General features: G+C 69.2%; 12 protein-coding genes and 1 pseudogene. 10 read left to right on the top strand and 3 right to left on the bottom strand.

Going from position 1 to position 11,257, the window contains the following annotated elements; genetic code table 11:
• The first annotated feature begins 239 nt into the window (after positions 1–239).
• From AB0M65_RS26875 to AB0M65_RS26865, 3 genes are read left to right on the top strand one after another with little or no spacing between them, the layout of a single operon-like run.
• Entirely contained in the window at positions 240–677 is a 438-nt protein-coding gene (locus AB0M65_RS26875; RefSeq protein ID WP_364033066.1) for an SRPBCC family protein, read from the top strand.
• A 51-nt stretch (positions 678–728) separates the two neighbouring features.
• The gene (locus AB0M65_RS26870) at positions 729–1,310 is read left to right on the top strand and encodes a TetR/AcrR family transcriptional regulator (RefSeq protein ID WP_364033131.1); all 582 of its coding nucleotides are present in this window, start codon (positions 729–731) and stop codon (positions 1,308–1,310) included.
• A gap of 35 nt (positions 1,311–1,345) precedes the next feature.
• Positions 1,346–1,708, top strand: a complete 363-nt coding sequence (locus AB0M65_RS26865; protein WP_364033063.1) for a helix-turn-helix domain-containing protein — start codon at positions 1,346–1,348, stop codon at positions 1,706–1,708.
• On the opposite strand, the gene AB0M65_RS26860 is transcribed toward AB0M65_RS26865, so the two are convergent.
• Positions 1,698–2,315, bottom strand: coding sequence for a response regulator transcription factor (locus AB0M65_RS26860; RefSeq protein WP_364033128.1), 618 nt, complete (start codon positions 2,313–2,315; stop codon positions 1,698–1,700). The genes AB0M65_RS26865 and AB0M65_RS26860 overlap by 11 nt on opposite strands.
• 4 nt (positions 2,316–2,319) lie before the next feature.
• Positions 2,320–3,553 (bottom strand): annotated as a pseudogene (locus AB0M65_RS26855) (histidine kinase).
• 115 nt (positions 3,554–3,668) lie between these two features.
• Here AB0M65_RS26855 and AB0M65_RS26850 point away from each other — a divergent pair.
• Complete coding sequence (locus AB0M65_RS26850; RefSeq protein WP_364033060.1) at positions 3,669–5,129, top strand: glycosyltransferase family 39 protein; 1,461 nt, start codon at positions 3,669–3,671, stop codon at positions 5,127–5,129.
• Entirely contained in the window at positions 5,093–5,785 is a 693-nt protein-coding gene (locus AB0M65_RS26845; RefSeq protein WP_364033057.1) for a GPP34 family phosphoprotein, read from the top strand. Before AB0M65_RS26850 ends, AB0M65_RS26845 begins: the two co-directional genes overlap by 37 nt.
• On the opposite strand, the gene AB0M65_RS26840 is transcribed toward AB0M65_RS26845, so the two are convergent.
• A complete protein-coding gene (locus AB0M65_RS26840; RefSeq protein WP_364033125.1) occupies positions 5,768–6,394 on the bottom strand; it encodes a TetR/AcrR family transcriptional regulator in 627 nt (208 codons plus the stop codon). The two genes, AB0M65_RS26845 and AB0M65_RS26840, sit on opposite strands and share 18 nt — an antisense overlap.
• A 100-nt stretch (positions 6,395–6,494) precedes the next feature.
• Between AB0M65_RS26840 and AB0M65_RS26835 the strand changes: the two genes are divergently transcribed.
• From AB0M65_RS26835 to AB0M65_RS26815, 5 genes are read left to right on the top strand one after another with little or no spacing between them, the layout of a single operon-like run.
• Positions 6,495–6,998 carry a PH domain-containing protein gene (locus tag AB0M65_RS26835; protein WP_364033054.1) on the top strand — a complete coding sequence of 168 codons (504 nt, stop codon included), beginning with the start codon at positions 6,495–6,497 and terminating at the stop codon, positions 6,996–6,998.
• Entirely contained in the window at positions 6,995–8,500 is a 1,506-nt protein-coding gene (locus AB0M65_RS26830; protein ID WP_364033051.1) for a PH domain-containing protein, read from the top strand. The genes AB0M65_RS26835 and AB0M65_RS26830 overlap by 4 nt, the downstream gene beginning before the upstream one ends.
• 43 nt (positions 8,501–8,543) lie before the next feature.
• On the top strand, positions 8,544–9,305 hold the full coding sequence (locus AB0M65_RS26825; protein ID WP_364033048.1) for an isocitrate lyase/phosphoenolpyruvate mutase family protein: 762 nt from the start codon (positions 8,544–8,546) through the stop codon (positions 9,303–9,305).
• 10 nt (positions 9,306–9,315) lie between these two features.
• Complete coding sequence (locus AB0M65_RS26820) at positions 9,316–10,335, top strand: aminotransferase class V-fold PLP-dependent enzyme (RefSeq protein ID WP_364033045.1); 1,020 nt, start codon at positions 9,316–9,318, stop codon at positions 10,333–10,335.
• A 34-nt stretch (positions 10,336–10,369) separates the two neighbouring features.
• Positions 10,370–11,044: a hypothetical protein gene (locus tag AB0M65_RS26815; RefSeq protein ID WP_364033042.1), complete on the top strand. Its 675-nt coding sequence runs from the start codon at positions 10,370–10,372 to the stop codon at positions 11,042–11,044.
• Positions 11,045–11,257: the final 213 nt, after the last annotated feature.

The following is an 11,257-nucleotide window of genomic DNA, read 5'->3' as shown; positions in this document are numbered from 1 at the left end:
ACGACCCTTATCACTCACGACCCCCTCTTGAAACGACACGAATTGCTCAAACCGGACACTCGCATCCCCGAACAGCGTCCTTTGTGGACGGTCCAGGAGCGCCGGGACACTGGCGAGTCCGCCGCCGCCAAGTCCGCCACTTACCCCTGTTTAGTCCTCTACTTGCGGTCACCTCGTCGAATCGCGACTCACGACCCCCTCGACGTGGTACTCCTGGACGGAAGGGGGAAGGAGCCCGCATGGCGAAGATCCAGCGCATTTCCGTCCACGGCCACACGAGCGCGAGCCCGGAAGCCGTCTACGCACTCCTCGAAGACCGCGAGCACTGGCCCGACTGGTCCCCGATGGGCTCGTTCCGCCTGCTCTCGAAGGGCGACGAGAACGGTCTGGGAGCCGTCGGCGTCTTCAGCACCCGAGGGGTCAACAGCTGTGAACAGGTCATCGCACTCGAACCCGGCAAACGCTTTGGTTACTCACTGAACAAAGGCCTGCCGGTCCGTGACTATCGCGCGTACGTCGACCTCACCCCGTCGCTGGGTGGCACCGACGTCCACTGGCATTCGACGTTCACCGCCGCGATCCCCGGCACCGGCTGGTTCTTCCGCCGCTTCCTCGGCCGCGTCCTCGGGCAGATGGTCGAGAGCCTCGTGGCGCGTGCTTCACGAGGCGCCCCATAAAGTAGGCGCATGGCAGCCCCACGACGCACGCAGGAGGAACGCAGCGCCGCGATGCGCGTCAGGCTGCTCGACGCGACGATCGACTGCCTCGTCGAGTACGGCTACGCGGGCACCACGACCACCCGCGTCGCGGATCGCGCCGGGGTGACCCGCGGTGCGCAGGTGCACCATTTCCCGACCAAGACCGATCTCGTCACCTCCGCGATCCGTCACCTCGCGGCCAAGCGCACCGAGGTCGCGATGGCGGAGATCGACCGGCTCAAGGCGTCGGCCGACCCGGTCGGGGACGCGTTGCAGTTGATGTGGGAGATGCACCAGGGCCCGGTTTTTTCGGCGACCGTGGAGCTGTGGGTGGCTTCACGCACCGACCCGGAGCTGCGCGCGCAGATGGCGGTGGTCGAGCCGATCGCGACGAGCAGCCTGGTCGAGTTCGGCAAGGCGCTGCTTCCCGACCATTCGGCGCATCCGGAGTTCCTGCACGCGGTGTACACGGCGATGGACGTCGTTCGCGGCATCCTCATCGCCAGCTGGGCGACCCGTGACCAGACCGAGCTGGACGCGCGCTGGGAGCGTGGCCGCCGTCATCTGATCCTGCTGTTCGAAGCGTTGATGCAGCCCAGTCCCTCTCGTTAGGCATGTTACTCTCCGGGAGAGAGTGAGGAGGTCACGTGCTCGGAAACCCGTACGATCCCGACTGTCCCACCCGCGCGTTGCTCGACCGCATCGGCGACCAGTGGACCGTGCTGATCGTCGGCGTGCTCGGCGACGGCCCGCTCCGGTTCACCGAGATCGGCAAGCGTGTGCGCGGCATCTCGCAGAAGGTCCTCACCCAGACGCTGCGCAGCCTGGTCCGCGACGGCATCCTGACCCGCACCGCGTACCCGGAGATCCCGCCGCACGTCGAGTACGAGCTGACCGCGCTCGGCCGCAATCTGGCCGAACCGCTCGACATGCTCGACAAGTGGGCCCGCGTGCACATGGGCGAAGTCCTCGACTCCCGCAAGAGCTACGACGGGCAACTCAGCGCTTGACAAGTCCGGCTTCGTGCGCCAGCAGACCCGCCTGGGTCCGGTTCGCACAGTCCAGTTTGACCAGCATCCGCGACACGTAACTCTTCACCGTCGCCTCCGCCAGATGCAGTCGCGCGGCGATGTCCGCATTGGACAGTCCCTCGCCGAGACAGGCCAAGACGTCCGTCTCCCGTTCGGTCAGGCCTTCGGTCTTCCGGCGCGCGTCGTCGCCGCGACGCCGTCCGTCGGCCGACATCGCCACCAGCCGTTGCGCGGCTTCGGGGGAGAGCACGGTATGCCCGTCTGCGGCGACCCGGACGAGGCCGATCAGATCCTCCGGTGGCGTCGACTTCACCAGGAACCCGGCCGCACCCGCCCGCAGCGCGCGGATGACGTAGGTGTCGGCGTCGAACGTCGTCAGCGCGACGACGGCGGGTGGTTCCGGGAGTTTCGCGATCCGCTCGATGGCGGTCAGCCCGTCGACGCCGGGCATCCGCAGATCCATCAGCACCACCCGCGGCCGGTGCCGGACCACCGCTTCCACCGCCTCTGCGCCGTCCTGTGCCTGCGCCACGACCTCGATGTCGGCCGCGGAACCGAGGATCGTCCGCAGATGCGCGCAGACCATCGGTTCATCGTCGACGACGACCACCCGGATCACGCATCTCCTTCCGTCGTCGGGACGTAGGCGGGCAGTATCGCACCGACGCGGTAGCCGCCGCCCGCTCGCGGGCCCGCGTCGAACCGGCCGCCGATCAGTTCGACGCGCTGCCGCAGCCCGGAGAGCCCCGCGCCGGACCCGCTGCCCGCCAGCGCCGGATCGACGGGTGCCCCCGCCCGCGTGTTCTCCACCGTGACGTCGAGACCGTCCGAGTGATAGCGGAGCCCGACGACCGCGGTCGAACCCGGCGCGTGTTTGCGGACGTTGGTCAGCGCCTCCTGCACGACGCGGTACGCCGCCCGCGCGACTATCGGCGAAACCCGTCCGGGATCGCCGTCCACCTTCAGCTCGGTCGGGATGCCCACCGACGCCGATTCCGCGACCAGTGTCGCCGGATCGCCCGCCGCGCCGTCGTTGAGCGTGCGGGGTTCGGCGTTCGCGCCGTTGCGGAGCACACCGACGAGGTCGCGCAGTTCGTCCAGCGCCAGCGCTCCTTCCCGCCGGATGTCCTCGGCCGAAGACCGCACCGCCTCGTCGGCCGACACGACACCGAGTGCGCCGGCGTGCAGCACCATCAGGCTCAGCCGGTGGGTGACGACGTCGTGCATCTCCTCGGCCAGCCTCCGCCGTTCCTCGGTGCGAGCGCGTTCGGCGAGCAGATGCTGTTCGCGTTCGGCGCGGTCCGCCCGGTCCCGCAGCGAGCGCAGCAACTGACGCCGTGCCTCGAAGTACAGCGAAATCGAGGTCGGCAACGCCGTGTTCAGCAGGCCGAACGGGGTGGTGTTCCAGTGCGGGTCCCACGGCCGCGACGCGCAGATCACCAGGATCGCGGTCAGCCAGAGCAGTGAGCGCCGGTCGATCCGGCGGGCCAGCTGGCTCAGCACCACCGGGGTGATCGTCGGGACGGTCATCAGCGTCAGCTGCCGCTCCGGCACCAGCAGGCCGGGTGCGAACAAATCGGAGGCGAGCATCAGCAGCGCGACCGCCATGATCAGGCCCGCGACCAGTCGCGGGAACCGGAACAGCAGGATCACCGAGAGATCGAGCAGTACCTGCATCGTGACGCCCGCCGCCGGACCGGCCCAGCCGGTGGTCGGTTCTCCGGCCACGTACAGGGTGATGTCCAGGCCCGCGAACGCCAGCGCCGCCAGCGTGAGCCACAAGGTGTCGACCGGACCGGGCCGGAACGGCCTGCTTTTCTCCACCGGCTCACGGTAACCAGCGGTGGACCCGGTCGCCTGGGATTCGCAACTTTCGTATACCCGGGAGACCTCCTTCACCGGTTTCGCCACCGGTGCCGTCTCCAGTGGAGTGGAGGTCATGAGCAACGCGACCCAGACGGTCCAAAGAGGACAAGCGGGGGAGACGGCCTTCGCCCGATGGCCGGTGTTCGTCGTCGCCGGACTGGCAGGAGCCGCGCTGCTGGCGACGAGCGGCCGGTACGCGCACGGCTTCGATGAGATGTACTTCCTGCTCGCGGGCCGCGAGCATCCGGCATGGGGGTACTTCGACCAGCCGCCGCTGATCCCCGCACTGGCCGGGGTGATGGACTCGCTGTTCCCCGGTTCACTGGTGATGCTGCGCCTGCCGATGACGCTGGCCGCGGTGGCGGGGGTGGTCGTCACCGCGCTGATCGCCAGGGAACTGGGTGGTGGACGCGGCGCGCAGGTGCTCGCGGCCGGGTTCTCCGCGACGTCCGGGGTGATCATCATCAGCCACTGGATCGGCACCTACGTCCTCGACCCGTTCCTGTGGACGGTGATCGTCTGGCTGGTCGTCCGCTGGGTCCGCACCCGCCGTGACGGGTTGCTGATCTGGGCAGGCGTGGTCACCGCGATCTCCTTGGAGACGAAGTTCCTCATCCCCGCGTTCTGGGCACTCGTGCTGCTCAGCGCGCTCGTGCTCGGGCCAAGGGAACTCGTGCGCAGGCCGAAATTGTGGCTGGGCGCGGGAATCGCCGTCGTCGTGACCGTGCCGACCCTGCTCTGGCAGGCGAACAACGGCTGGCCGTACCTGACCATGAACGACGTCGTGACCGCGGAATTCCCCGGCACCTGGGCGTTTCTCTGGCAGGGGCTGCTCGGGGCGGGCGTCGGCGCGGGTGTGCTCGCGTTCGTCTACGGCCTCGTCCGGTTGATCTCCTCGCGTGAACTTCGCGGCTATCGCTTCCTGGGGGTAGCGATAGCCGCGCTCATCGTGGCGTTCCTGGTGCTGCACGGGCGTTCCTACTATCTGATGAGCGTCTTCGCGCTGCCGTACGCGGCCGCGGCGACGGGGTTCGTGAAGCACGTTCCCCGCTGGCGGCTGGTGGCTTGGCCGGCGATGGTGCTTTCGGCCGTGATCACCCTCGCCGGCCTGCCGATTTATCCGGCGACGATGACACGCACCAGTTTCGGCCCGGTCACCCTCGGCAGTGCTTTCGCCGGAGGTGAACTGCCACAACAGGAGCTGGCCAAGATGATCGGCGAGACCTACGCGGCGCTGCCGCCGGATCAGCGGGCACGCACCGCGGTCTACGCCGAGATCTACCCGTTCGCCGCCGCCGTCGAGTTCTACGGCCGGCAGTACGGCATCGAGAACGTTTACAGTGGCCACCGCGGCTATTGGTACTTCGACAAGCCTCCGGAGACCGCGGACAGTGTGCTGTTCGCCGGTTTCGATCCGGGGCTGCTCAAACCGTACTTCGCCACGGTGACCCCGGTGGTGGAAGGGCTGCTGTGGCGGTATGACGGCAGACAAGGTTCATGGAACGAGATCTGGCCGAAGCTGGAGAGGCACTGACGATGACCGAACTTTCGTTGCCCGCCAAGGCGTATCTGCTCGCCTGCGACGTGGCAGGAGGCAAGTTGCGGGACCGGCACCGCGCGGGACTGCTGATCCGCGGTGCCGCGATCACCGACCTCGTGCTGCGTGGGCGCGTCGCCGACGCGGACGGCCGGGTCGAGGCGACCGGCGCGGGGCCGACCGGTGACCTCGTCCTCGACGAGATGCTCGCCGAGGTCGCGGGGGAGAGCCCCCGGAAGTGGAAATGGTGGGTGCGCAAGGACGCGCGGGGCACCCTGGAGGCGCTGGAGTCCCAGCTCGACGCGGCGGGCGTGATCGAACTGAAGACCGGCCGGACACTCGGCCTGTTCCCGTCCCGGCGGCCGATCGTGCGGGATCCCGCCGTCGTCGAGCGGCTGCGTGCCCTCGTCGATCACACGCTGCGTGGTGCGTCGCCGGTGTCCGATGTGGACGCGAGCGACGCGGCGCTCACCGCGCTGGCGGCCGCCGTCGAACTCCGCGACGTCATCCCCGGCCGGGACAGGCGCCAGTACAAGGACCGGATCGAGGAGCTGACCGAACGGGGCGGGGACGCGGTTCCCGCACTGCGGAAGCTGTTCCGGGAGTTGCGCGTCGTGCGGGCGTCGGCGGCGTCCTCATCCGGCGGAAGCTGAACCCGCGCCGAACAGCCGGTCGAGGTGATAGTCCACAGTGGACAAGCATTCGGCCGGGGTGCGGTGCTTCATCACGATGTTGGTGCCCTGTGAATCGGCGAGTGCCCAGAGGATCGCCGATTCGTGCTCCGGGTCGGCCGACTTGTCGACATCGCCCGCCTCCTGCCCCTGCCGGATCAGCACGGCGAACAGTGCGAACAGCTGGGGGACGCCCTCGGAGTACGCGGCCGCGAAGGAGGGATCGGAGATCGCGCGGATGAAGAACGCGACACCCATCAGCCAGTCGCCGCGGGTGCGTTCGTCGAGCGGCAGGATCTCGATCATGATCGCGCGGAGGATGGCCTTGGGTGTCGAAGGCAGTTCGCCTGCTTCCAGCCTCGCCTTGAGGCGCTCCTCGTACACCTGCGAGCGGCGCTCGACGGCGAACAGCAGCATCTCGTCCTTGGTCTTGAAGTAGTGCTGCACCAGGCCCATCGACATGCCCGCCTCCGCCGCGACGTGGCGAAGGCTGACTCCTTCGAGGCCGCGCGTGGCCGTCAGCCGCGTCAGCGCCTCGGCGATCTCCGCGCGGCGCGCGGCGTGATCCACCTGCTTCGGCACCTTCACCATCCATTCCGCCGAGTGCGTTTGCAATGCGACCGCATTGCCACTACTGTCCACGCTATTACGATGCGATCGCATTGTAAACGACCGTCGGGGGTGAAAATCGGTGGAAGCCGATCGGGGGAAGGTGCGGCTGAGGCCGCCGAGGAACGCGCTGGACCGGCGGGTGCTCGGCTGGTGGCGTTCGCAGGGGGCGTTGTTCTTCGGGTCACCGGTGCTCGTGCTGGCCGTGCTCGGGCTGCTTATCGAGCCCGCGCGGTCCTGGCTGCTGATGCCCGCCGTGGTGCTCGCGGTACTGGGGCTTGCCTGGGTGATCGCGATGCCGCTGTGGTGGTTCAAGGTGCACCGCTGGGAGGTCACCGAGACCGCCGTCTACACGCGTTCGGGGTTCTTCTGGCAGGAGTGGCGGGTCGCGCCGATGTCGCGGATCCAGACCGTGGACACCCTGCGCGGGCCGCTGCAGCAGGTGTTCAAGCTCGCGACCGTCACCGTCACGACGGCGTCGGCACGCGGCGCGGTCAAGATCAGCGGACTCGACCACGAACTCGCCGCGAGCCTGGCCGAGCAGCTCACCGAGACGACGCAGGTGACGCCGGGGGACGCGACATGACGGCGCCGGAGTTCGAGGGCTGGAGCACACTCGACAAGCGGACGCTCGCCGTCACGGCGGTGACACTGGCGGGGGTCGCCGTCGGCGCCGCGATCCCGGCGACGGCCGCGATCGTGGGTGGCGGTGCGCGGTTCTGGGTCGCGCTCGCCTGGGTCGTGGCCGGTGCGGTGGTGCTCGTCGGCGGTGGCGTGCTGGTGGACCTGTTCACCTGGAAGGCCACGCGGTACCGCGTCACGGCGGACCGGATGGAGACGGCGTTCACGCTGGTGTTCCGCTCGCGGAAATCCCTGCAGCGCGAACGGATCCGCAACGTCGACCTGACGGCGAACCCGGTGCACCGGCTGTTCGGGGTCGCCGTGGTGACCATCGGCACCGGGTCGCACGAGTCGGGCGGGCAGGGCAGGCTCAAACTCAACCCGGTCTCGCGTGCCGAAGCCGAACGGCTGCGTGCGGAACTCCTCCGTCGCGCCGAAACCACTGAGACCGACGAGGACGCGCCACTCGCGAAGCTGGACTGGCGCTGGATCCGGTACGCGCCGATGTCGTTCCTGACCCCGACGCTCGGGCTCGCCGCGGGCGGCGGGCTCATGCAGGTCTCGGAATGGGTGGGGCTGCAGAAGGGCCTGATCGACTGGGTGATGGACTTGTTCCTCGGGATCCCGCTGGTGGTGTCGATCCTCGTCCTGCTGGCGATCGCGATGGTCGTCGGCCTGGTCGGCGCGCTGGGACTGTTCGTCGAGATGTGGTGGAACTACCGGCTCGACCGCGAATCCGGCGGCACACTGCGAGTACGCCGCGGCTTGTTCACCACCCGCTCGATCTCGCTCGAAGAGGCCCGGCTGCGCGGCATCGACCTCGTCGAGCCGCTCGGGAACCGGATCGCCGGCGTCGCCCGTGTCGACGCGATCGCGACCGGGATGCGCCAAAGCGACGACGACGAAAAGACCGACTACCACACCCTTCTGCCCGCCGCGTCCGTCGCGACGGCCAACCGGATCGCCGCCGAGGTACTGCGCGAGCCGGTCTCGCCGACCGAAGCCGTCCGGCTCGCCACCCACCCGCGTGCCGCGCGGGGACGCCTGCTGCGCTGGTGGGTCGGCTCGGTGGTGGTCCTGCTGGCGATCTTCGCGATCCTCGGCTTCCTGCTGACCGACGTCCTGCTGGTGATCGGCGCCGCCCTCGGCATCGTGCTGCTGCCCGCCTCGGTGCTGCTGGCGCTGGACGCCTACCGCAACCTCGGGCACGGGATCACCGGCCGGTACCTGGTCGGACGGCACGGGACCATGCGGCGCAGCACCTTCGCGCTGGAGCGGGACGGTGTGATCGGCTGGACGGTGAAGCAGTCGGTGTTCCAGCGGCGCAAGGGATTGCTGACCGTCGTCGCGACCACGGCCGCCGGTGCCGGCGCGTACTCGGTGTACGACGCGGGAGAGGAACAGGGCCTGGTGTTCGCCGAGGAGTCCGTTCCGGAGCTGCTGACGCCCTTCCTGGAACGAGCCTGACACGTCGGCCGCCGCCGAAGCGTCCGCGAACTACCGTCATGGCATGACCGCATTCGCCGCACTGCACGTCCCCGGTTCCCCGCTGCTCCTGCCGAACGTCTGGGAGTTCGGCACGGCCGCCTTCCTGGCCGCGCAAGGCTTCCCGGCACTGGGCACGACCAGCCTCGGGGTCTCGGCCGCCGAGGGCGAGCCGGACGGCGCCCCGTCCTCGAAGGACGCCACCGTCCGGCTGGCGCGGCGCCTGACCGCCTTGGACGCGCTGATCAGCGTTGACGTCGCCGACGGCTTCAGCGACGACCCCGGTGAGGTCGGCGCACTCGCGGCGGAGCTCGCCGAAGCCGGTGTCGCCGGTATCAACCTCGAAGACGCCCTGGGCGACCCTGTGCTGCACGCGGCCAAGATCGAGGCGGCGAAGGAACGTGCTCCTGGCCTTTTCGTCAACGCGCGTACCGACACGTATTGGCTGGGAGACCGTGGCATCGAGGCCACGATCGCCCGCTGTGAGTCCTATGTGGACGCCGGTGCCGACGGGGTGTTCGTGCCAGGAGCCGCCGAGTCGGCCGACGTCGAACGGCTGGTGAAGGCCACCGCGAAGCCGGTGAACCTGCTGTTCCTGCCCGGCAAGGTCACTGTCGCGGGACTGGCCGACCTCGGCGTCGCGCGGATCAGTCTCGGCTCACTGCCGTACCGGATGGCGCTGGCCGCCACGCTGCGCACGGTGGAGGCCGTCCGCGACGGTGGCGAACTCCCGCTGGCCCCGCCGTCCTACGACGACGTCGTGAGGCTGCTCCCGGAAGCGCACTAACCTCGGGAGCATGCAGACCTTCGGAGCCGAATTCGCCGTCCCGCCCGGATACCTGAACACGCCCAGTATCGGCATCCCGCCGTCGCATGTGGCCGACGCGATGGCGGAAGCGGTGGAACGCTGGCGGCGCGGGGAGGCACGTCCGGCGGACTTCGACGAGCCCGTCGCGAAGACGCGGGCGGGCTTCGGCGCGCTGATCGGGGTCCCGGCGGAACGGGTCGCCGTCGGGGCGTCGGTGTCGCAGCTGATCGCCAATGTCGCGGCCGGATTACCCGACGGCGCCAGCGTGCTGGTCGCCGCGAACGACTTCACCAGCGTGACCTTCCCGTTCGCCGCCCAGGCACGTCGCGGGGTGAAGGTCACCGAAGTCCCGCTGGCCGAACTGACCGAGCGCGTCGAGGGGCACGACCTCGTCGCGGTGAGTGTCGTCCAGTCCGCGGATGGCGTTCAGATCGACCTCGGCAGGCTTCGCGCCGCGGCCGAGGCGGCGGGCACGGCGGTGCTGCTCGACGCCACCCAGGCCGCCGGCTGGCAGCCGCTCGACCTCGAATGGGCCGACTGGGTGGTCGCCGCCGGCTACAAGTGGCTGCTCGCACCACGTGGGGCGGCGTGGCTGGCCGCGCATCCGCGGGTGCTGGAGCGGGCGGTGCCGGTGGCCGCGAACTGGTACGCCGGGGAGGACCGCTGGCAGACCGTCTACGGCCTCCCGCTGCGGCTCGCCGAAGGAGCCCGCTCACTCGACCTGTCCCCGGCCTGGTTCTCGTTCGTCGGCGCGGCGGCGTCGCTGGACTACCTCGCGTCCTTGGACCTCGAAGCCGTCCGCGCGCACTGCGTGGGGCTCGCCGACTCACTCCTGGAAGCGCTCGGGTCACCCGTTCAGGGGAGTGCGATCGTCTCCCTCGACGGGGCCGCCGACCGGGTGAAGGAAGCCGGCATCGTGGCCGGTACACGGGCCGGAAGGCAGCGCTTCGGCTTCCATCTCTACAACACCGCCGACGACGTCGAACGGGTGATAAGCACGTTCAGGTGAACCGCCGGAGGGGCGTGAACTACCGTGTGTTCCCGTGGTTGGTGCGCAATTTACTCCGGGACCGACGGAAACGGCCCGGCTTCAGCCGGTCAGACCGGCTGGGCCGCCAGGGCCGCCGCCGTCGTCCAAGCCGCCGGGAAATCCGGCGAGCCTGGCGCTGAAGGGCGGCGCGCTGGTCGCGATCGCGGTCGTGTCCGCGCTGCTCTGGTGGTTGATCCGGCACGAGCCGGACACGACGCCGGTCGCCGATACGTCGACGAAGAGCGGCCAGTTCCAGTACACGCTGGTCGAGGGGCCGCAGGTCACCTCCGACTGCGCGAGCAAGTCTTACGGCGACACCAAGGATTTCTTCACCCAGACGCCGTGCACACGACTGTCGCGGGCGCTGTACACGACCGACACCGGCGGGCAGAAGGTGCTGGTGTCGGTCGTCCTGGTCACCATGCCGGGTGAGGTCACCGCGACCCAGCTCAAGGCCCTCACCGACAAGGACGGCACCGGCAACGTGTCCGACCTCGTGCGCGACGGCACCTTCAAGGCGAAGGACGCTCCGAAGGTGTCCGGTGACAACGCGGCTTACGAATCCCGCGTCACCGGCGCCGACGTCGCCATCGTGCTGACCAACTTCTACAACAAGCACAACGACAAGCCGGTGCTGGAGCGGATCGCGACCGACGCGGTGCGGCTCTCGGGCGACCTGCGGCGCTGACCTGCGACACGAGCCCTGCAGCTCACGGTGGTCGTGTGGGTCGTGAGTGTTCTGGGTCGTTCTAACGACCCAAAACACTCACGAGACCCGACCCCTGCTTCCCGGCGCCGCCCGCCCCCCTGAAGTACATGAAGGCCCCGCGTTCGACGGTCTCCACCCAGCACCAGACGCCGCTTTTCCTGGACGACGACGTGTGGCGTGAGTCGGCTGTCG

The sequence above is a fragment of the Amycolatopsis sp. NPDC051071 genome, from assembly GCF_040682875.1.
Classification (GTDB): Bacteria; Actinomycetota; Actinomycetes; order Mycobacteriales; family Pseudonocardiaceae; genus Amycolatopsis.
This window is presented reverse-complemented; position numbering and strand designations above follow the sequence as displayed.

What these genes read in the sequence shown, in the direction of transcription:
- AB0M65_RS26870 (WP_364033131.1), top strand. Translation starts at nt 729, where the DNA reads ATGCGCGTCAGGCTGCTCGACGCGACGATCGACTGCCTCGTCGAGTAC.
- AB0M65_RS26860 (WP_364033128.1), bottom strand. Translation starts at nt 2,315, where the DNA reads ATGGTCTGCGCGCATCTGCGGACGATCCTCGGTTCCGCGGCCGACATC.
- AB0M65_RS26825 (WP_364033048.1), top strand. Translation starts at nt 8,544, where the DNA reads ATGACCGCATTCGCCGCACTGCACGTCCCCGGTTCCCCGCTGCTCCTG.
- AB0M65_RS26830 (WP_364033051.1), top strand. Translation starts at nt 6,995, where the DNA reads ATGACGGCGCCGGAGTTCGAGGGCTGGAGCACACTCGACAAGCGGACG.
- AB0M65_RS26850 (WP_364033060.1), top strand. Translation starts at nt 3,669, where the DNA reads ATGAGCAACGCGACCCAGACGGTCCAAAGAGGACAAGCGGGGGAGACG.
- AB0M65_RS26875 (WP_364033066.1), top strand. Translation starts at nt 240, where the DNA reads ATGGCGAAGATCCAGCGCATTTCCGTCCACGGCCACACGAGCGCGAGC.
- AB0M65_RS26845 (WP_364033057.1), top strand. Translation starts at nt 5,093, where the DNA reads ATGGAACGAGATCTGGCCGAAGCTGGAGAGGCACTGACGATGACCGAA.
- AB0M65_RS26840 (WP_364033125.1), bottom strand. Translation starts at nt 6,394, where the DNA reads ATGGTGAAGGTGCCGAAGCAGGTGGATCACGCCGCGCGCCGCGCGGAG.
- AB0M65_RS26820 (WP_364033045.1), top strand. Translation starts at nt 9,316, where the DNA reads ATGCAGACCTTCGGAGCCGAATTCGCCGTCCCGCCCGGATACCTGAAC.